Annotated in this window: 17 protein-coding genes; 7 read left to right on the top strand and 10 right to left on the bottom strand. The window is 68.5% G+C overall.

Translation table 11 applies throughout. The annotated features are described in order from the left end of the window. Positions 1-113 precede the first annotated feature (113 nt). On the top strand, positions 114-1,319 hold the full coding sequence (locus Q5H91_RS15475; RefSeq protein WP_305174354.1) for a phospholipase D-like domain-containing protein: 1,206 nt from the start codon (positions 114-116) through the stop codon (positions 1,317-1,319). Between the two features lie 120 nt (positions 1,320-1,439). Here Q5H91_RS15475 and Q5H91_RS15470 read toward each other — a convergent pair whose 3' ends face one another. Then, positions 1,440-2,051 (bottom strand): class I SAM-dependent methyltransferase, encoded by a 612-nt coding sequence (locus Q5H91_RS15470; RefSeq protein WP_305174353.1) that lies wholly within the window; start codon positions 2,049-2,051, stop codon positions 1,440-1,442. A 142-nt stretch (positions 2,052-2,193) separates the two neighbouring features. On the opposite strand from Q5H91_RS15470, the gene Q5H91_RS15465 reads away from it, so the two are divergent. Beyond that, positions 2,194-2,514, top strand: coding sequence for an antibiotic biosynthesis monooxygenase (locus tag Q5H91_RS15465; protein ID WP_305174352.1), 321 nt, complete (start codon positions 2,194-2,196; stop codon positions 2,512-2,514). A 136-nt stretch (positions 2,515-2,650) separates the two neighbouring features. On the opposite strand, the gene Q5H91_RS15460 is transcribed toward Q5H91_RS15465, so the two are convergent. Beyond that, positions 2,651-4,936 carry a CDC48 family AAA ATPase gene (locus Q5H91_RS15460; RefSeq protein ID WP_305174351.1) on the bottom strand — a complete coding sequence of 762 codons (2,286 nt, stop codon included), beginning with the start codon at positions 4,934-4,936 and terminating at the stop codon, positions 2,651-2,653. A 283-nt stretch (positions 4,937-5,219) separates the two neighbouring features. Between Q5H91_RS15460 and Q5H91_RS15455 the strand changes: the two genes are divergently transcribed. Further along, a complete protein-coding gene (locus tag Q5H91_RS15455) occupies positions 5,220-6,110 on the top strand; it encodes a LysR substrate-binding domain-containing protein (RefSeq protein ID WP_305174350.1) in 891 nt (296 codons plus the stop codon). Between the two features lie 57 nt (positions 6,111-6,167). Here Q5H91_RS15455 and Q5H91_RS15450 read toward each other — a convergent pair whose 3' ends face one another. Then, positions 6,168-6,623, bottom strand: a complete 456-nt coding sequence (locus Q5H91_RS15450) for a peptidylprolyl isomerase (protein WP_305174349.1) — start codon at positions 6,621-6,623, stop codon at positions 6,168-6,170. A gap of 107 nt (positions 6,624-6,730) precedes the next feature. Here Q5H91_RS15450 and mgtE point away from each other — a divergent pair, with 107 nt between their 5' ends. Next, entirely contained in the window at positions 6,731-8,134 is a 1,404-nt protein-coding gene (gene mgtE, locus Q5H91_RS15445; protein WP_305174348.1) for a magnesium transporter, read from the top strand. Positions 8,135-8,150: 16 nt separating this feature from the next. Further along, complete coding sequence (locus tag Q5H91_RS15440; protein ID WP_305174347.1) at positions 8,151-8,558, top strand: DUF1489 family protein; 408 nt, start codon at positions 8,151-8,153, stop codon at positions 8,556-8,558. Positions 8,559-8,565: 7 nt separating this feature from the next. Here Q5H91_RS15440 and Q5H91_RS15435 read toward each other — a convergent pair whose 3' ends face one another. The 6 genes from Q5H91_RS15435 to Q5H91_RS15410 form a co-directional block, all read right to left on the bottom strand. Further along, positions 8,566-9,267, bottom strand: coding sequence for a GIN domain-containing protein (locus Q5H91_RS15435; protein WP_305174346.1), 702 nt, complete (start codon positions 9,265-9,267; stop codon positions 8,566-8,568). A gap of 10 nt (positions 9,268-9,277) precedes the next feature. Then, positions 9,278-10,015 carry a head GIN domain-containing protein gene (locus Q5H91_RS15430; RefSeq protein WP_305174345.1) on the bottom strand — a complete coding sequence of 246 codons (738 nt, stop codon included), beginning with the start codon at positions 10,013-10,015 and terminating at the stop codon, positions 9,278-9,280. A 111-nt stretch (positions 10,016-10,126) separates the two neighbouring features. After that, on the bottom strand, positions 10,127-10,660 hold the full coding sequence (locus Q5H91_RS15425) for a CarD family transcriptional regulator (protein ID WP_305174344.1): 534 nt from the start codon (positions 10,658-10,660) through the stop codon (positions 10,127-10,129). Positions 10,661-10,923: 263 nt separating this feature from the next. Continuing rightward, positions 10,924-11,265 carry a ferredoxin FdxA gene (gene fdxA / locus Q5H91_RS15420; RefSeq protein ID WP_305174343.1) on the bottom strand — a complete coding sequence of 114 codons (342 nt, stop codon included), beginning with the start codon at positions 11,263-11,265 and terminating at the stop codon, positions 10,924-10,926. A gap of 52 nt (positions 11,266-11,317) precedes the next feature. Beyond that, positions 11,318-11,602, bottom strand: coding sequence for a S4 domain-containing protein (locus Q5H91_RS15415; protein WP_305174342.1), 285 nt, complete (start codon positions 11,600-11,602; stop codon positions 11,318-11,320). A 14-nt stretch (positions 11,603-11,616) separates the two neighbouring features. Continuing rightward, a complete protein-coding gene (locus tag Q5H91_RS15410; protein WP_305174341.1) occupies positions 11,617-14,100 on the bottom strand; it encodes a helicase-related protein in 2,484 nt (827 codons plus the stop codon). A 199-nt stretch (positions 14,101-14,299) separates the two neighbouring features. Here Q5H91_RS15410 and Q5H91_RS15405 point away from each other — a divergent pair, with 199 nt between their 5' ends. Both Q5H91_RS15405 and Q5H91_RS15400 read left to right on the top strand, forming a co-directional pair. Continuing rightward, positions 14,300-15,775, top strand: a complete 1,476-nt coding sequence (locus Q5H91_RS15405; protein WP_305174340.1) for a M23 family metallopeptidase — start codon at positions 14,300-14,302, stop codon at positions 15,773-15,775. 441 nt (positions 15,776-16,216) lie between these two features. Further along, entirely contained in the window at positions 16,217-16,948 is a 732-nt protein-coding gene (locus Q5H91_RS15400) for an Npun_F0296 family exosortase-dependent surface protein (protein ID WP_305174339.1), read from the top strand. 102 nt (positions 16,949-17,050) lie between these two features. Here the strand turns inward: Q5H91_RS15400 and Q5H91_RS15395 are convergent, their stop codons facing one another. Continuing rightward, positions 17,051-18,697: an ATP-binding protein gene (locus tag Q5H91_RS15395; RefSeq protein ID WP_305174338.1), complete on the bottom strand. Its 1,647-nt coding sequence runs from the start codon at positions 18,695-18,697 to the stop codon at positions 17,051-17,053. Between the last annotated feature and the right edge of the window lie 6 nt (positions 18,698-18,703).

Below are 18,703 nucleotides of genomic sequence, written 5' to 3'. Positions count from 1 at the left end.
CCTGCACCAATGGGGAAAGGCGGGTCCTTAGGCGGGAATAGCGGAAAAGGCAAGGTTCTGCTCGTCTCCGACCGAGGGGAGCATTCGCTTCCCCGATGCGTACTATGGCGCGGATGACCAGCGATTCGGCAGTGACGGCGGACACGGCGGGTGAGGGGACGGCACAGCCGGTCTTCACGGTAGAGGGCAACGCGCTGACCCTGCTCGACACAGGCGCGCGCCGCCTGGAGGCGCTGATCGCGCTGATCGAGGGGGCGCAGCGATCGCTGCGGGTACTCTATTATATCTACGCCGACGACGCGACCGGACGGCGGGTGAACGCGGCGCTGGCAGCAGCGGCGCGGCGCGGCGTGTCGGTCGCGCTCATCATCGACGGGTTCGGCAGCGACGATACGCCGGCCGATTTCTTCGATTCGCTGGTCGCCGCCGGGGTCGACCTGTGCCGCTTCTCGGCGCGGTTCGGGCGGCGCTACTTGCTGCGCAACCACCAGAAGCTGGCGCTGGCCGATGCCGAGGAGGCGAGCCCACGAATCATCATCGGCGGCTTCAACGTCGAGGACGATTATTTCGGCACCGCGGCCGATCAGGCGTGGCGCGACCTGGGCCTGCTGGTCGAGGGACCGGCGGCGGCGCGGATGGGCGGCTATTTCGACGAGCTGAAGGCCGCGATCGAGCATCCCCGGCCGCGTGTGCGCCCGCTGAACCGGGCATTGGCCAAATATAGCGAGCGCGAGGGTGGGCTGCGCTGGCTGATCGGCGGCCCGACGCGCAAGCTGTCTCCCTGGGCGCGAACGTTGCGTAGCGATCTCGCGCGCGGGCGGCGGATCGACATGATCGCCGGGTATTTCACCCCCAGCCCGATGCTGCTGCGCCGGATCGAGCGGGCCGGGCGGTCCAGCAAGCAGGTGCGCATCGTCACCGCGGCGAAATCGGACAACAATGCGACGATCGCGGCGGCGCGCTTCACCTATGCCGGGCTGCTGCGGCGGGGCGTGCAGATCTTCGAATATCGCCCGACCAAGCTGCACACCAAATTATATGTGGTCGACGACGCAGTACATATCGGGTCGGCCAATTTCGATGTGCGCAGCCTGTTCATCAACCTGGAGCTGATGCTGCGGATCGAGGACCGCGCCTTTGCCGACCATGTCCGCGGCTATGTCGACGACGAGGTCGCGAAGTCGGAGGCGATCACCTGGCCGGTCTACAAGGCGCGGACCGGGTGGCTGCAGCGGGTGAAGCAGTTCGGGGCCTATGTGCTGCTGGCGTTCGTCGATCCGAGCGTGTCGCGCGGGCTGAATTTCGGCATCGACGAGTAGGTTGGCGAAGGGCGACGGCAAAGCCGCCGCTTTCGTCGGACGGGTTCGGCTTTGCCGACCCGCCGGCCGGATTGGGCGCTCGGCTGCGCCGATCGGCGCGGGCGTGGCCGCGCCTGCGCCTCAATCTTTCCAGGCCCAGTACAGCTGCGCCGGGGGGACGTTCCACCACTCCATCGCATGATCGATCCGCTGCCAGTGCGGAACCAGGAAATCCTTCACGCGCGGGCTGAACTGATAGACCAGGAAGGCGCCGCCCGGCCGCAGCGTGGCGTGGGTCGCCTTGGCGATCGCCGGGCCGACGCCGGCGGGCAGGGTAGAAAAGGGCAGGCCGGACAAGATGTAATCGGCGGCATCGAAGCCGCGGTCGGCGATGATCGTCGCCACGTCGGCGGCCGATCCCTCGACCGCCTGGAAGCGAGGATCGACGATCGTTGCGTCGAGATAGCGGATGAAGTCGGCATTGGTGTCGATCGCGATCAGCGTGGCGTCGGGCGCCATCCGCTCCAGGATCGGGCGGCAGAAGGTGCCGACGCCGGGGCCATATTCGACGAACAGCTTGCAATTGTCCCAGTCGACCCGGCCGAGCATCTTGCGGATCAGCTTGTCGGACGAGGGGATGATCGACCCGACCATCACCGGATGTTTCAGGAAACCCTGGAAGAACATCTGCGCGGGGGAGGGAATGCCGGCGGGCCGGCGCACGCGGCGGGCGGCAGAGGTCGAAGTGGCCATGTACGGTCCTGTCGGTCGTGGTCCCCACACGAGCGGCGAGGTCTTCCTCTCCGTCGCACAGGTGCCGAACGTGTTGCAAGCCGGTCGGTTCATTCGTTTGCGTGTGATAGGGCGCGGCATCCGGGGCACGGGGAGGCGCGGCATGGCGGATCGGGCGGGACAGGTGGCGGTGATCTTCGTGTCGCAGCGAAACGGCGTCGACGCCGCGGGCTATGCCGAGGCGGCGGCGGCGATGGAGGCGCGGGCGGCGGCGCAGCCCGGCTATCGCGGTATCGACAGCGCGCGGGGGCCGGACGAGTTCGGCATCACCGTCAGCTGGTGGGCGGACGAGGCGGCGGCGCTGGCTTGGCGGGCCGATGCCGAGCACGCGGCCATCCGCGAGGCCGGGCGGGCGTGCTGGTACGACCAGTACGAGGTAGCGGTGGCGGAGGTGGTGCGGAATTACGAGTGGGTGCGACCGTAGACGTCCCCGTGCTCCCTCTTGCCTTGATCGTCATGCCGGGCTCGTCCCGGCATCCACCGTTCCGCAAGCGCAATTGCCGGACATGCGCGGTGCCGTGGATGCCGGGACGAGCCCGGCATGACGGTGACGAAGAGGATCACCCCGCCTTTGACGGAAAGGCGAAGCCGATCGGCTGGATGGCAGCGGCATCCTGTTTCAGGCGGGCAGCCATCTGCTCGTAGTCGCGCTCCATCTCAGACGTCACGCTGGCGCGGCTGTCGGTCAGTGCCGCCTCGAAATCGCTCTGGTACACTTCGCGCGCGGACAGCGAGCGGCGCAACGCGACCAGGCCAGCGCGGCGGACCACGTCCTCCAGATCGGCGCCGGTGTAGCGATCGGTCCGCCGCGCGACCGCGTCGAGGTCGACATCGGCGGCCAGCGGCATCTTCTGCGTCTGGATCTTGAGGATGCGGCGGCGCCCCTCCTCGCTCGGCACGCCGACATAGACCAGCTCGTCGAACCGCCCGGGGCGCAGCAGGGCGGGATCAACCAGATTGGGGCGGTTGGTGGCGCCGATCACCACCACCGCCTGCAACTCCTCCAGCCCGTCCATCTCTGCGAGGATGGTGTTGACGATCCGCTCGGTCACCTGCGGCTCGCCCGCGCCGCCGCCACGCGCCGGCACCAGAGAATCCAGCTCGTCGATGAAGACGACGCACGGCGCCACCTGCCGCGCGCGCTGGAACAGCTTGGCGATCTGCTGCTCGCTCTCGCCATACCATTTCGACAGCAGGTCGCTCGACTTGGTGGCGATGAAGTTCGCCTCCGCCTCGCGCGCGACCGCCTTCGCCAGCAGGGTCTTGCCGGTGCCGGGCGGGCCATAGAGCAGGAAACCCTTGGCCGGACGGATGCCGAGGCGGCGAAACGCGTCGGGGTCCTTCAGCGGCAGCTCGACGCCCTCCTTCAGCCGCATCTGCGCGTCGTCGAGGCCGCCGACATCCTCCCAGCGGACGGTCGGCGCCTGGACCATCACCTCGCGCATCGCCGATGGCTGAACGCGTTTCAGCGCGCCGAGAAAGTCCTCGCGCGTGACCGACAGCGTGTCGAGCACCTCGGGCGGGATCGTCCGCTCCTCCAGGTTCAGCTGCGGCATGATGCGGCGCACCGCCTCGATCGCCGCCTCGCGCGCGAGGGCAGCGAGATCGGCACCAACGAAGCCATAGGTTGTGCGCGCCAGTTCGGCCAGGTCGACCTTGTCGCCCAGCGGCATGCCGCGGGTATGGATGCCCAGGATCTCGCGCCGCCCGCGCTCGTCGGGAACGCCGACGACGATCTCGCGATCGAAGCGGCCGGGGCGGCGCAGCGCCTCGTCCAGCGCCTCGGGCCGGTTGGTGGCGGCGATCACGACCAGGTTGGCGCGCGACTCCAGCCCATCCATCAGCGTCAGCAACTGGGCGACGAGGCGCTTCTCCGCCTCGCCCTGCACCTGCCCGCGCTTGGGCGCGATCGAATCGATCTCGTCGATGAAGACGATCGACGGGGCGGACTTCGACGCCTCCTCGAAGATCTCGCGCAGCTTGCCCTCCGACTCACCATAGGCCGAGCCGAGGATCTCGGGGCCATTGACGAGGAAGAACGAAGCGTCGGATTCATTGGCCACCGCGCGCGCCAGCCGGGTCTTGCCGGTGCCGGGCGGGCCATAGAGCAGCAGCCCCTTGGGCGGCTCGACCCCCAGCCGCTCGAACAGTTCGGGATAGCGCAGCGGCAGCTCGACCATCTCGCGCAGCTGGTCGATCGTCGATGCCATGCCGCCGATATCGTCATAGGTGACGTCGGCACGGCGCGTGTCGCGCGCCTCCTCATATTCCGGCCGCAGTTCGATCTCGGTATTCTCGTCGATATGGACAACACCCTTGGGGCTGGCCGAGACGACCTGCAGGCGGATTTCCTGCAGGGCATATGCGGGCGCGTTCATGAAGCGCTGGACGGTCGGCGGCATGTCGGCGACCCGCTGATGCCCGGCGGTCGCGACGACATCGCCCTGGCAAAAGGGGCGGCCGAGGAACGTGCGCTTGAGCGCGGCCGACGATCCCTGCAACCGCAGATTCTGCTGCGCCGGCGCGAAGACGACGCGGGTGGCCGGCCGCGAGACGGCGCGGCGCACCTCGACGAAATCGCCCGAACCGACCCCGGCATTGGCGCGCTGGAGACCGTCGATGCGCAACAGCTCCAACCCCTCATCCTCGGGATAGGGGCCGACGGCGCGGGCGGGAGTGGATTGCTTACCGACGATCTCGATAATATCCCCTTCGCCGATACCCAGCGTCGCCATCAGCGCGCGGGGCAGGTGGGCCAGCCCGCGGCCGGAATCCTCGGACCGGCTGTTGGCGACCTGGATCTTGCGCACTTCGGAGTCGGTGGGGGCAGTATCGGCATCGGCCATCGTCGGTCCTCTCTTCGTCGGGCAAGCGCGCGAGACGGATGACGGGTTCCGGATGCGAGCAGGGCAGGAGCGAGCAGAAGGTAGCGACTGCGAAGGCGAAAAAAAGGGCCGGTGCCCGAAGGAACCGACCCATTAAGTTTTTAGGAGAGGATGCCTGAAAGGCGGGTTCCTTTTGCGTTGCGGTGGACTATGTTGCAAGTGCGAAATGGTTGATTGTGATTGCGCTAACAACAATCGTGGTCGGTATAGTCCGGCCCTGGATGATCCGGGATAGAGAGGAGAGATGCGGAGGCTACCCCCCCTAGGTGCGATCGAGGCATTCGTGCAGGTCGCGCGACTCGGCTCGATCAAGGCGGCGGCCGAGGAGCTGGCGCTGTCGGCGCCGGCCCTGTCGCGGCGCGTGCAGTCGCTGGAGCGATTCATCGATCGCCCGCTGTTCGCGCGGCGCCATCAGGCGATGGTGCTGAACGAAGACGGCGAGAAGCTGCTGGCGCAGATCGCGCCGGTGCTCGACCAGCTGTCGAACGCGGTCGAGGAGATGACCGCGGGCAAGGAATTGCTGCGGCTGCGGCTGGGCGTGCTGCCGCTGTTCGCGGCGCAGCGGCTGTTTCCGCATCTGGGCGACCTGCGCCGCACGCACCCGGAGCTGCACCTCGACATCGATACCGCCGGCCATGGCATCACCCGGCTGGGCGAGGGGCTGGACGCAGTCATCGCGCTGGCGCGTGACATCGATCCGTCGCTCTATTCGAAGCGGTTCGATACCAACTCGGTCTATGTCATCGGCGCGCGCACGCTGGTCGAGGGACCGCGGCCGATCACCAGCCCCCGGCAGCTCTCGGAGCAGACCGCGCTGCTCCACCGCGAAATGCCCGACACCATTGCGGCGTGGAGCCAGGCGGCCGGCATCGGCCCGATCAAGCCGCTGGCGGTCGATTATTTCGATGCGGGCGGGCTGATGCTGGAGGCGGCGGCGCAGGGGCTGGGGGTGGCGTTCATGCACGCCAGCCACTTCAACCACGCCAACGATCCGCGGCTGGTGCGGCTGTTCCCCGAGATCGAGGTGGAGAGCCCGTACAGCCACTGGTTCGTCTGCCGCCCGCGCGCGATGCTGTCGCGGCCCGTGCGGCTGTTCCACGACTGGCTGTTCGGGACGCTTGCGGGGCTGGAATAGGATCAGCCCCGGACCGTCACGCCAGCTTTCGCCGGGGTGACGGTCCGAAGCGCGGCGTTACGCCGCGCGGGCCTTCACGATCTTGCCCGGCTCGCGCGGGGGTTCGCCCTTGGGCAGCGCGTCGATCAGGTCCATGCCGTCCGATACCTGGCCCCAGACGGTGTACTGGCCGTCGAGGAAGCGCGCGTCGTCGAAGCAGATGAAGAACTGCGAGTTGGCCGAGTTCGGATCATTGGTCCGCGCCATCGAGCAGGTGCCGCGGACGTGCGGCTCCTTCGAGAACTCCTGCTTCAGATTGGGCTTGTCCGAACCGTGCATGCCGGTGCCGGTCGGATCGCCGCCCTGTGCCATGAAGCCGGGGATGACGCGGTGGAACACCACGCCGTCATAGAAGCCCTCGTTCGCCAGCTCGGCGATGCGGGCGACATGCTCGGGCGCCAGGTCGGGGCGCAGCTTGATCGTGACGTCGCCGCTGTCGAGCGTGATCGTCAGCGTTTCGGGGGTGTCGGCCAATGGTCTTCTCCTGAATGGATGGTCGGCAGATAGGGAGGGTGGTCGCGACTGGCAAATCGCCCGACAGCGCGGTAGGAGCGCGCCGACGCAAGCGAAGGGAGGCGGCGATGAGCGACAGCGAGCTTCCCGAAGTGGAAACCCCGGAGCTGGACGAGCTGGACGAGGACGACCGGCTGCGTCCTGAATTCGTCCGCGCCGTGCTCGACGCGGTCGAGGAGGGCGAGACCGACGCGGCCCGCGCGCTGGTCGAGCCGCTCCACCCCGCCGACGTCGCCGACCTGTTCGAGCTGACCCCGCACGAGCAGCGCGCCGGGCTGGCGCACGCGGTCGCCGACCTGCTCGACGCCGACGTGTTCGCGGAGATGAACGATTATGTCCGCGAGGACCTGATCGATGCATTGACCCCGACCGAGGTCGCCGACCTGGCGGCCGAACTCGATACCGACGACGCGGTCGCGATCATCGAGGACATGGAGCCCGAGGATCAGCGCGAGGTGTTGCGCGCGCTGGACCCCGACGACCGCGCCGCGATCGAGGAGGCGCTGTCCTACCCCGAGGAGTCGGCCGGGCGCCTGATGCAGCGCGAGCTGATCGCGGTGCCGGAGCATTGGACGGTCGGCGACGTCATCACCTATCTGCGCGGGCACGAGGAGCTGACCACCGATTTCTGGGAAGTCTTCGTCGTCGATCCGCAGCACAAGCCGGTCGGCACCTGCGCGCTGTCCTGGATCCTGCGCACCCCGCGCTGGGTGCCGATCGCCGACGTGATGAGCCGCGAGCAGACGCTGATCCCGGTCGACATGGACCAGGAAGAGGTGGCGCTGCGCTTCCAGAAGTACGCGCTGATCTCCGCCGCGGTCACCGACTGGTCGGGGCGGCTGGTCGGCATGATTACCGTCGACGACGTCGTCCACATCATCCAGCAGGAGGCGGGCGAGGACGCGCTGCGCCTGTCCGGCGCGGGCGAGGGCGACATCAACCAGCCGGTGCGGCTGACCGTGCGGACGCGGATGATCTGGCTGATCGTCAACCTGGGCACGGCGATGGTCGCATCGTCGATCGTCGGGCTGTTTCAGGACACCATCGCCGCCTTCGCGCTGCTCGCGGTGCTGATGCCGATCGTGTCGGGCATGGGCGGCAATGCCGGCACCCAGACGCTGGCGGTGGTGGTGCGCGCGCTGGCGACCAACCAGCTGACCAGCTCGAACACCCGCTGGATGATCCTGCGCGAGCTGCGCATCGCCGCGGCTAACGGTACCATGCTGGGGCTGCTGATCGGTGCCGGCACCTATCTGGTTTTCGGCAATGCCGATCTGTCGATCGTGATCGCGACGGCGATGCTCATCAACAACGTGACTGCCGGGCTGGGCGGGGTGCTGGTGCCGGTGACGCTGGACAAGATGAACGTCGATCCGGCGGTGTCGTCTGCGGTGTTCGTGACCACGCTGACCGACACGATGGGGTTCTTCTCGTTCCTGGGACTGGCGACCTTGTGGGGGCTGCACGGCTGACCCACATCGGTCGGCGATGACGTTGCACCTGACCAAAGTGGCGTTCGGCGCGACCAGCGTCGAGCATCTGGACGAGCGCCTGACAGCCCGCGCCGCGGCGGGCGAGCTGTTCCTGACCACCCGCTACCTGCCCAAGCGGCACGAGGAGGTGGCGGGCGCCGGATCGCTGTTCTGGATCATCAAGCATCAGCTGGTCGCCCGCTCGCCGATCCTGTCCTTCGGCGAAGCGGAAGGGGGTCGCGTCGCCATCCATCTCGGCCCCGGACTGGTGCTGGTGCAAGCGCGGCCCAAGCGAGCGCATCAGGGCTGGCGCTACCTTGAGGCCGCCGACGCGCCGGTCGACCTGGGCGGCGAGGCGGCGAGCGGCCTTGCCGCGATGCCGCCGGGGCTGGTGGGGAAGCTGGCGGAACTGGCGCTGATCTGAAGGTCGTCTACGACCCCGTCCCGCACGCCACCGGCCCGGCGGGTGCGGGGCGGATGACGCACTTCGGCGTGCCGGCGACCGTCACGTGGCCGATACCGGCGCTGGTCACGGTCGCGGTGTAGCGCGCCTGCGCGGCGATGTCGCCGGTGCCCCCCAGCCGAACCGAGAGGTCGTCGGCGACCAGCCCGCCCGCGTCGATCCCGCCTGCACCGCCGGCGGCGAGTCGCACGGTCCGCGCACGCCCACCGGCGATCGCCAGCGTGCCGTCGCCGATCACGCTGGCGAGCGCCAGGTCGGCGTCGACCGCCCCGGCGGTGATCCGGCCGGGACCAGCGATCGACAGGTCGACGCGCGGGCCCTTCAACCGATCGACCGTCACTGCCGCGGCACCGTTGACGGTGATCGCCGCCAGCGCGCCGGTGCCGAGCGTCACGATGGTCGGCTCCGCCGCGTTGCCGGTCGGGCGTTCCTGCCAGCCATCGGTGCGGCGACGGATCGACAGGGTGGTGCCGCTGACCCGAACCTCGATCGAGTCGACCGCGTCCTGACCGCCGGTGATGCGCGCCGCGGGCGAGACGCCGGTGGCGATCCGCACCACGACGGCCGTGTCGACGCGCACCCGGTCGAAGCTGCCGACCGACACCGTCCGCTCCGCCGCCCCGACCGGCGCGGCGACGGCGATCAGGGCGAGGAAGGGGGCAATCCGCATGCCGCGGAGCTTAGCCGCAATTGACCTTGCCGCCACCCATCTTGGCCACCGAGCATTTCGCGCCGCCGGTGATGTCGACATCGCCCGATCCCATGATCGTCACCTCGGCATGGCGGGTGACGGTCGCCTGGATGTCGCCCGCGCCGGCAATGGTGATCTCGCCCGTCTCAGCGCGCAGCGGCTGGGCGCGGACCTTGCCGGAGCCGCCGATCGACACCTCCAGCGAACGCGCGGTGCCCGCCGCGGCGATATCGCCCGAGCCGCCGATCGCGAACTCCGCCTTGTCGACCGCCAGCCCGCGCACATCGAGCCGGCCGGAGCCGCCAATGTTCCCCTCGAACGAGCCGCCGGGCACCCGGTCGATCGTGATCGTGCCCGACCCGCCGATATCGGCGCCGGTGATCCGCGGCATGGTGACGAGGAAGCGGACCTTGTCGCCTGATCCCCAACTGATGCCCTTGCGCCGCGACAGCTTCAGCGCCTTGCCGTCACGCTCGACCAGAACTTTGTCGAGTGCGGCGGGCGTGCCGGTCGCCGTGACCGAGTAGCCGCCGCCGACCCGCACCTCGACATCGCCGGCAGCGCCCAGCTCGATCGTCTCGAATCCCTCGACCGGATAGGTCCGCTCGCCGCCGGACCCGCGCGGGGTCACGCCCTGATCGTCATCGTCGCTCCACGACATCGAACAGGCCGCGACCGGCACGGCGAGCAGCGCGAGGATCAGCGGGAGTTTCAGGCGACGGTTCATGTTTCCCTCCTGTGTGTTGCTGTACTAATACAGGCGGAATGGCACGACCGCAACGAAAAAGGGGCGGCCCGTTGCCGGACCGCCCCTTTTGGGAGTGTAGCGGTGCGCCGGTTAGGCGGCCGGCTTGTCCTTGTTGTAGATCGCGGCGGCAGCGCGAAGGATCTCCAGGATCTTCTCCTGCGCGCGCGGCTCGTCGATCTCTTCCATCGCGGCCAACTCGCGCGCCAGGCGGCTGCATGCCGCCTCGAAGATCTGGCGCTCGGAATAGCTCTGCTCGGGCTGGTCGTCGGCGCGGAACAGGTCGCGGGTCACCTCGGCGATCGACACCAGGTCGCCCGAGTTGATCTTCGCCTCATATTCCTGCGCGCGACGCGACCACATGGTGCGCTTGACCTTGGGCTTGCCCTTCAGCGTGTCCATCGCCTCGCGCATCGTCTTGTCCGACGACAGCTTGCGCATCCCTACGCTCTCGGCCTTGTTGGTCGGCACGCGGAGCGTCATGCGCTCCTTCTCGAAACGGAGGACATAGAGTTCCAGGCTGGCACCCGCGATCTCCTGCTTCTGCAGCTCGATCACGCGGCCTACGCCGTGCTTGGGATAGACAACATAATCGCCGACGTCGAAGAACAGCGCCTTGGCAGCCATGATGGCCCTTTCATCGGAACGCCGATCGGGCCCGACGCAGGACGGGCGGGCGATCGGTTACAGGAGTTCGAACAGGCGGGCGGCAAAGCATTGCCCCCGTCGCGAACGCCTTTAACACGTTCGCAACAAAATTACCAGCGGACGCACGCGCAGCCGACATCGTCCATTGGCCGAAGACGTCACCCCGGTGCAGGCCTGGGTCTTTCCGCTCTCGCCGTCACGCCTGCCAAGCAGGAGATCCCGGACTCCGCCGGGAACTGGCGTCAGTCGCCGGCGCCGGGTTCCGGCGAGAAATATTTGTCGTACTTGTCCTCAACGCCCTTCATCGCGTCGGCGTCGGGCGGCGTCTGGTCCAGCTTGCGCGTGACATTGGGCCATTGCGCGGAGAAGGTGGTGTTCAGCTCCAGCCACTTTTCCAGCCCGTTCTCGGTATCGGGCAGGATCGCCTCGGCCGGGCATTCGGGCTCGCACACGCCGCAGTCGATGCACTCGGACGGATTGATGACGAGCATGTTCTCGCCCTCGTAGAAACAGTCGACCGGGCACACCTCGACACAGTCCATATATTTGCAACGGATGCACGCGTCGGTGACGACGTAGGTCATATCAGGCTCCGGGACTTTATCCGCGCGCTGCTATGCGTCGCGGGAGGTGTCGTCAATCAAGCTCGCCTTCTGGCGGCGAATTAGCAGCTTGCAGGTCGAGATAGCAGCCCTGCGCCTCGGCGGGCGGACCGCGCCGCGCCGGCAGCGCCTCGACCCGCAGCACGCGTACCCGGCCGCCGGGCGCGACGAACGTCAGGATATTGCCCGACCGCACCGGCGCATGGGCGCGGTCGACCAGCCGCCCGTCAAGGCGCAGCCGCCCCTCTTCGGCCAGTGCCTGCGCGGCAGTGCGGGTACGGGCAAGGCGCGCCCACCACAGGAATCGGTCGAGGCGCATCGAGGGCTCGCCCATCAGCCGTGGCCCAGCAGCGCCGACAGGCCGGCAAAGGCATTGTCGCCGGCAGCGGGGTGGACGGCGACGCGCTTCGCCGCAGGGCGGCCACGCCAGACCCAATGGGCCGCGTCACCCTTCGGATTCTGGAAGCCGAGTTCGGCCATCAGCCGTGCCAGCGTCGCCGGCTCCAGCCCGATCGAGGTGGCAAGCGCCGGATCGGGGGCAAAGGGTGCGCGTCCCTGACGGGCATCATGCGCGGCGCGGGCGATCCGCTCGACCAGATCGACGCGAACCGCCTGCAGTCCCAGCGGCCGGTAACCGGCGGCGACGGTCGCGCCGGGTGCGCCGCGGGAGAGGACGGTCGCACCCTCGCGCGGGGTGTCCGGTGCCTCACCCCGCACCGCCATCAGCGCGCGCCGCAACGCGGCGGCTCCGGGTTTCAGCAGGCGCGGGTCGAACAGGTCGAGTGCGCCGAGCGTCACGCCGATCCGGCGGAAGCGACGGCGCTCGTCCTGCCCCAGCGCGTCGAGCGATGCCCTGAGCGGGAGGCGCGGCGCGATGCCGCCGGCTGCCTCCAGCGCCGCGGCGATGGCGCGAAAGGCGGGCGTGGCGGAGGGATCGCGCGCGCCGTCTGCCAGCGCGGCGAGCACCGGCGCTTGCCGCGCGACGGCCGCGGTCAACCAGCAGGCCAGCCGCTCGGCGATCCGCTCGCGAGTCGAGCGGTCGAGACAGTCCAGGTCGCGGTCAAGGACGATGCGTGGCCTGGCGACGGCCGGACCGGGTGCCAGCGAAGCGACGCGGTGCCCGGTCCAGCCGATCGCCCCGTCGGCAAGCGCGAACTGCGCGTCGTCCGCCTCGACCAGAGCGGCGGCGCGGCGCGCGCGCTCGGTGCCGAGGCGCTTTTCTGCCGCGGCGAGCAGCATTCGCTTGTCACCCGCCCGTGCGCCCGGCTCGACCGAGAAGCGGAACCCGTCGAGCCGACCGATCGGATGATCCTCGACCGTCACCTCGCCCTCCGGCCCGACCACGACCGGCAGCGCGCCGGCATCGGCACCGATGCGGCGGATCAGCGCGGTGGTGCGCTTGTCGACGAAGCGCTGGGTCAGGCTGGCGTGGAGCCCGTCGGACAGCCGCTCCTCGATCGCGCGGGTGCGCTCGGCCCAGTGCGCGGGGTCGGCGAGCCAGTCGGCGCGCTGCGCGATATAGGCCCAGCTGCGGATCGCCGCGAGCCGCCCGGCCAGCGTCTCGACATCGCCGGCGACGGTGTCGAGCCGGGCGATCTCGTCGGCGAACCACTGGTGGGGAATATGGCCGTGCCCCTCCGACAGGTGGCGGAACAGCCGCTCGACGAAGCGGGCATGTGGGTCGAGGCCGAGCTTGCGGAAATCGGGCACGCCGCACGCCGCCCACAGCCGCGCGACCATCGACGGGCGACGGGTGCGGTCGCGCACCCAGGGCTCGTCGGCCAGCCGCTTCAGCACGGCAAGGTCGATCGCCTGTGGCGCTGCGCGCAGGACGCCGGGTGGAGGAGGGCGCTCCAGCGAGGCGATCAACGCATCGATGCTCGACAGGTCGGGATCGCCGTCGCGCCAGAACAGATGGTCGAGGCGGGGGAAGCGATGCTCCTCGATCGCCAGCACCTCCTCCGGCAGGAAGGCGCCCGGCCCCTCCTCGACCAGCGCACCGAAGGTGCCGTCGCGTTGGTGCCGCCCGGCGCGCCCGGCGATCTGCGCCATCTCGGCCACGGTCAGCCGCCGCTGCCGCCGCCCGTCGAACTTGTGCAGCCCGGCAAAGGCGACGTGTGCGACATCCATATTCAGGCCCATGCCGATCGCATCCGTGGCGACGAGATAGTCGACCTCGCCCGCCTGGAACATCGCGACCTGGGCGTTGCGGGTGCGGGGAGACAGCGCCCCCATCACCACCGCCGCCCCGCCGCGCAGCCGGCGCAGCATCTCGGCGACCGCATAGACCTCCTCGGCGCTGAACGCGACGATCGCGGAGCGCTTGGGCAGGCGGCTGATCTTCTTCGCGCCGGCATAGGTCAGGGTGGAAAAACGCGGGCGACCGACGATCTCCGCCTCGGGCACCAGGTCGCGGATCATCGGCCGCAGCGCCTCCGACCCCAGGATCATCGTCTCCTCGCGCCCGCGCACGCGAAGCAGCCGGTCGGTGAAGACATGCCCGCGCTCGGGATCGGCGCCCAGCTGCGCCTCGTCGAGCGCGACGAAGGCTGCCTCGTGCGCGGGCATCGACTCCGCGGTGCAGAGGAACCAGCGCGCGTCGGGGGGCAGGATCTTCTCCTCGCCCGTCACCAGCGCGACACGATCCGCACCCTTGATCGCCACCACCCGGTCGTACACCTCGCGCGCCAGCAGGCGCAGGGGAAAGCCGATGATGCCGCTGGAATGCGCGCACATCCGCTCGACCGCCAAATGCGTCTTGCCCGTGTTGGTGGGCCCCAGAACGGCGGTCACGGTGCCGGATACGCGGCTGTTCATGCCCACAACATCGGGACTTACGCGGTTCGGCGCAATGACCAGATTGCGCGGGGCGGCACCCTGGCGCGGGGCGGCCACTGCTCGTCGCAGCTGGGGGCTGCAGGGGCCGCGGTTAATTTGACTTTAGCACGTCTGCTTCACAACGTCCGGGCACGCCGGGGGGAACGGCGGCACCCGATAGCAACGAGAGCGTCGCCCTTTGTTTCTGAAAAGCGATCAGGGTCTGGAACTCGCCGGCGGCACCAGTCAGCGTGGATTTGGCCGTCTTGCAGCAGCTCCCACCCACACCGACTGGCGCGCGCGTGCCGCGCAGATCGACTGGGTACCCGATCTCGGCACGCAGATCGGCAGCCGCGACTGGTGGCGCGGCGTCGCGACCTGCACCGCGCTGTGCGCCGCGACCTGGGCGCTGGCGCCCGGACTGAACCGGCCGCTGATCGGCAACGTCCCCGCACCACTCACCGGGAACGAGTGGGAAGAGGCGCGCGCGCAGGGCGTCGCGCCGCTCGGCCTGGGCGCCGGTACCGGCCGCCGCATGGCCGCGACCGACCTCGTTCGCCCGCTGGCCGAAGCACCCGAGCGGCCGCTGATCGAGCTGACCGCGACGCTGGGCGACGGTGACAGCTTCACCCGCGCGCTGGAACGCGCCGGCGTGGGCCGGGGTGAGGCCGCGACCGCGGCGAAGCTGGTCGGTGGCGCCGCGACGCTCTCCGACATCCCCTCTGGCACGCGCATCGCGATGACGCTGGGTCGTCGCGCCAGCCGCTCGGTGCCGCGCCCGCTGGAGCAATTGTCGCTGCGCGCGCGCTTCGACCTGGCCGTTACGGTGGCGCGTGCCACCGACGGATCGCTGTCGCTGGAGCGCAAGCCGATCGCGATCGATCACACGCCGCTGCGCCTGCAGGGGCTGGTCGGGTCGAGCCTCTACCGCTCCGCCCGTGCCGCCGGTGCGCCAGCCCGCGCGGTGGAAACCTATATCAAGGCGATCGCCACGCGGCTGTCGATCGGGCGCGACGTGTCCTCAGCCGATACGTTCGACATGGTGATCCAGCAGGATCGCGCCGCGACCGGCGAGGTGAAGCTGGGCGAGCTGATGTACGCTGGGCTAGACCAGGGCCGCCGCAAGCTGCGCCTGCTCCACTGGACTGCGGCGGGTGAGCGCAACCCCGACTGGTTCGACGCCGCAGCCGCGCAGGTCGAGCGGCGCGGCAATATGGGCATGCCGGTGGCGGGGCGCGTCACGTCGAACTTCGGGATGCGGATGCACCCGCTGCTCGGCTTCATGCGGATGCACAAGGGGATGGACATCGCCGCCGCCTACGGCACGCCGATCCTCGCGGCGCGCGACGGCACCGTCGCCAGCGCCGGGCGCAACGCGGGCTATGGCAATTTCGTGAAGCTGAACCATGCCGGCGGGCTTGCCAGCGGCTATGGCCATATGAGCCGGATCGCGGTGCGCGGCGGCCAGCATGTCCGGCAGGGACAGGTAATCGGCTATGTCGGCTCGACCGGCATGTCCACCGGGCCGCACCTCCACTGGGAAGTCTGGCGCAACGGCCAGTCGATCAACCCGCGCTCCATCTCGTTCGCCAGCGTCGCGCGGCTGGCGGGCAGAAACCTGTCGGCATTCAAGCGTCGGGTTGCCGAGCTGACGCAGGTGCGTGTCGGCCGCTGATCGATCAGCCGGCTGATCGGGCGGGCGGATGCCGCCTGCCCGACTTCATGTGCCGGGCGCACGACAGCAATGATTCCCCGATTTCGCTGAACCGGAGATGACCCGGGGGTCGAGTCGACGCCGCGCGTCCCGTGCGGCGACTCTGACTTCCATGAATTCAGCACATTTCAGCAAGAATATTGTAAATAAAACGCGTCGGTTCACGCGAAAAAGCAGTCCGATGGATAATTGTCGGAATATCATGGACTGACTAAGTGCCTGCACGTTCCGTGAAAATACGACTTCGGGATGCGTGTTCGAGGTCCTGTCCCAAAATTGGATCGATTTCCATGTCCCGGAACTCGCCGGATCTGCCTATTAGGCGCCAACGGTCCAGACGGTTTCATTTTGCTCCGGGTGGGGCGTTGTTCAAAAACCAATTTTGATTTGGGGGTTTATACCATGCGCAAGATTTCCGCCGCTCTCGCCTTCGGCGCTGCCGTTCTCGCCACGCCGGCTTTCGCAGGCGTCGCGTTCACCTCGGTCGCTGGCACCAGCGCGAACAACACCGGCGTCGCCGGTGCGACTGCCAACATGACGTTCAACACCCCGAGCATCGGCACCGCGGGCGAAGCAACGTCGAAGGGCCTCGTTGCGAACCTGTCGGGCTCGGCGACGCGCAGCGACGTTGTCGGTTCGGGTCAGGCCAACGGCAACGGTTCGGGCAACTTCAACGTCTACACGCCGGCGCCGTATGACGGTAACGGGTTCTTCGCGATCGGTGGCGACGGGTCGCTGAAGCTGTCGTCGGCTACCGGCACCAACTTCTCGAGCATCAGCGTATTCATCGGTTCGATCGACGCGTACAACTCGATCGACCTGTTCGACCAGACCGGCGCATTCATCCGCAGCTTTTCCGGCACGCAGTTGAACAACGATGTCGCTCCGGCCTATCCGGGTGACGGGACGCAGGCCGGCAGCCGTTTCGTGACCTTCAACGCCACCGCTGGTACGCTGTTCAGCGGCATCAAGTTCTACAACACGGGCGGCAACAGCGCGTTCGAGTTCGACAACGTCTCCTTCACCGCCGCCGTCCCTGAGCCGGCGACCTGGGCGATGATGTTCCTCGGCTTCGGCATGGTCGCCGGTGCGGCGCGCTACCGCCGTCGCAGCAGCAAGGCCGTGTTCGCCTGATCGCGCATCCGTTATCCTTGGGATAACTGAAGGGGGGCTGTCGGTTTCGACCGGCGGCCCCTTTTTGTGGTCGGCGACGTGGCGGGGTCCGCCGATACCGGCTTAGCGGCCCTGCGCACGCCAGCGCTTGATCGTTCGCTCCAGGATCCCGTCCTCTCCGCCCGTTTCCCTCCACAGTTGCGAGAACAGCGGATCGTCCGACGCGGGGCGGCGATTCTCCTCCAGCGCGTCGAACGCCACACGGATCGGGATCGACACGCCCTCGCCGCAGATGATGCACTCGCGGTTACGCAGTGCCGGGATCGAATCGAGGAAGCCGCGCGCACCCTCGGGCATCGCCGCCTTGACGAAGGCCTGGTCGCGATCGTTGTTCAGCCGCATCGCGATGATCGTGCCGCACTGCGACAGCACGCCCTCTGCCAGATCCGACGGCCGCTGGGTCACGAGGCCGAGCGAAACGCCGTATTTGCGCCCTTCCTTCGCGATCCGGCCGAGCACGCGGCCGACCGCATTGTCCGTCTCGCGCCCGGCGGGGATGTAGCGGTGCGCCTCCTCGCAGACGAGCAGGATCGGGCGCTGGGGCTCATTGCGTGCCCAGATCGCGAAGTCGAACGTCATGCGGCTCAGCACCGCGACGACGACCGCGGTGATGTCCGACGGCACACCAGACACGTCGACGATCGAGATCGGCTTGCCATCGCCACCCATGCGGAAGATGCGGGCGAGAAAATCGGCCATCGTATCAGCGACGAGCATGCCGGAGAACATGAAGCCGTAGCGCGGGTCGGACTTGATCTCGTCGATCTTGGTCTTCAGCCGCAGATAGGGGGCGGTGTCGCCGGCACGGTCGAGCTTGCCCATCTCGGTCGTGATGATGCCGGTCAGGTCGGACAGCAGATAGGGGACCGGCGCGTCGACGGTCAGCTTGCCGATCTCCTGGCCCAACCGCCCCTTGGACTTGGCGGCGAGCAGGCACTTGGCGAGGATGTCGGCATCGACCTGGCGCTGCGACCCAGCGCCCGTGAGGAACACCTCGCAATGCTCTTCGAAGTTCATCAGCCAGTACGGCATCTGCAGATTGCCGACATCGTAGATCGCGCCGTTGCCGCGGAAGGCAGCGGCATATTCGCCGTGCGGATCGATCATGACGATATGGCCCTGCGGCGCCAGATCGCAGATGCGATGCAGGATCAGCGCAGCAGCGGTCGACTTGCCCGTACCGGTCGAACCGACCAGTGCGAAATGCTTGCCCAGCAGCGCGTCGACCTGAAGCGCGGCGCGGACGTCGGCGGTCGGATAGACGTTGCCGATCTGGATGTGCGGTCGGTCGGTGGCCGAATAGACCTGGCGCAGGTCGGCGGTGGTCACCGGATAGATCTCGCATCCCGGCATCGGATAGCGGGTGACGCCGCGCCGGAAGCTGTAGAGCTTGCCGGTCAGCCGTTCCTCCTCACCCTCGCCCAGAAAATCGATGTCGGCGGCGACCAGCGTGCCGGCGGCATCCTCCAGTTTCAGGGCGCGAATGTTGGCGACAAGCCAGGTGCTGCCGATCCGCATCTTGACCTGGCTGCCGACCTGTCCTGCCGCCGCCGCGACCGTATCAGGATCGTCGGCGATTGCCGCGATGGCGGCCCGGTCGAGCAGCACGCGGCTCGACGAGCCGGCAATCGCCAGCACGCAGCCGATCGCCGCGTGGGTCGTCAGCGGCGTGGCGCCGGCGAACGCTTCCGATCCGAACATCTGGCTCATCGCGCG

Origin of the sequence: Sphingomonas aurea, assembly GCF_030678875.1 — a bacterium.
Classification (GTDB): domain Bacteria; phylum Pseudomonadota; class Alphaproteobacteria; order Sphingomonadales; family Sphingomonadaceae; genus Sphingomonas; species Sphingomonas aurea.
This window is presented reverse-complemented; position numbering and strand designations above follow the sequence as displayed.

Coding starts and splice junctions, on each gene's coding strand:
- Q5H91_RS15475 (WP_305174354.1), top strand. CDS start 114: ATGACCAGCGATTCGGCAGTGACGGCGGACACGGCGGGTGAGGGGACG.
- Q5H91_RS15470 (WP_305174353.1), bottom strand. CDS start 2,051: ATGGCCACTTCGACCTCTGCCGCCCGCCGCGTGCGCCGGCCCGCCGGC.
- Q5H91_RS15465 (WP_305174352.1), top strand. CDS start 2,194: ATGGCGGATCGGGCGGGACAGGTGGCGGTGATCTTCGTGTCGCAGCGA.
- Q5H91_RS15460 (WP_305174351.1), bottom strand. CDS start 4,936: ATGGCCGATGCCGATACTGCCCCCACCGACTCCGAAGTGCGCAAGATC.
- Q5H91_RS15455 (WP_305174350.1), top strand. CDS start 5,220: ATGCGGAGGCTACCCCCCCTAGGTGCGATCGAGGCATTCGTGCAGGTC.
- mgtE (WP_305174348.1), top strand. CDS start 6,731: ATGAGCGACAGCGAGCTTCCCGAAGTGGAAACCCCGGAGCTGGACGAG.
- Q5H91_RS15440 (WP_305174347.1), top strand. CDS start 8,151: ATGACGTTGCACCTGACCAAAGTGGCGTTCGGCGCGACCAGCGTCGAG.
- Q5H91_RS15435 (WP_305174346.1), bottom strand. CDS start 9,267: ATGCGGATTGCCCCCTTCCTCGCCCTGATCGCCGTCGCCGCGCCGGTC.
- Q5H91_RS15430 (WP_305174345.1), bottom strand. CDS start 10,015: ATGAACCGTCGCCTGAAACTCCCGCTGATCCTCGCGCTGCTCGCCGTG.
- Q5H91_RS15425 (WP_305174344.1), bottom strand. CDS start 10,660: ATGGCTGCCAAGGCGCTGTTCTTCGACGTCGGCGATTATGTTGTCTAT.
- fdxA (WP_305174343.1), bottom strand. CDS start 11,265: ATGACCTACGTCGTCACCGACGCGTGCATCCGTTGCAAATATATGGAC.
- Q5H91_RS15415 (WP_305174342.1), bottom strand. CDS start 11,602: ATGCGCCTCGACCGATTCCTGTGGTGGGCGCGCCTTGCCCGTACCCGC.
- Q5H91_RS15410 (WP_305174341.1), bottom strand. CDS start 14,100: ATGAACAGCCGCGTATCCGGCACCGTGACCGCCGTTCTGGGGCCCACC.
- Q5H91_RS15400 (WP_305174339.1), top strand. CDS start 16,217: ATGCGCAAGATTTCCGCCGCTCTCGCCTTCGGCGCTGCCGTTCTCGCC.
- Q5H91_RS15395 (WP_305174338.1), bottom strand. CDS start 18,697: ATGAGCCAGATGTTCGGATCGGAAGCGTTCGCCGGCGCCACGCCGCTG.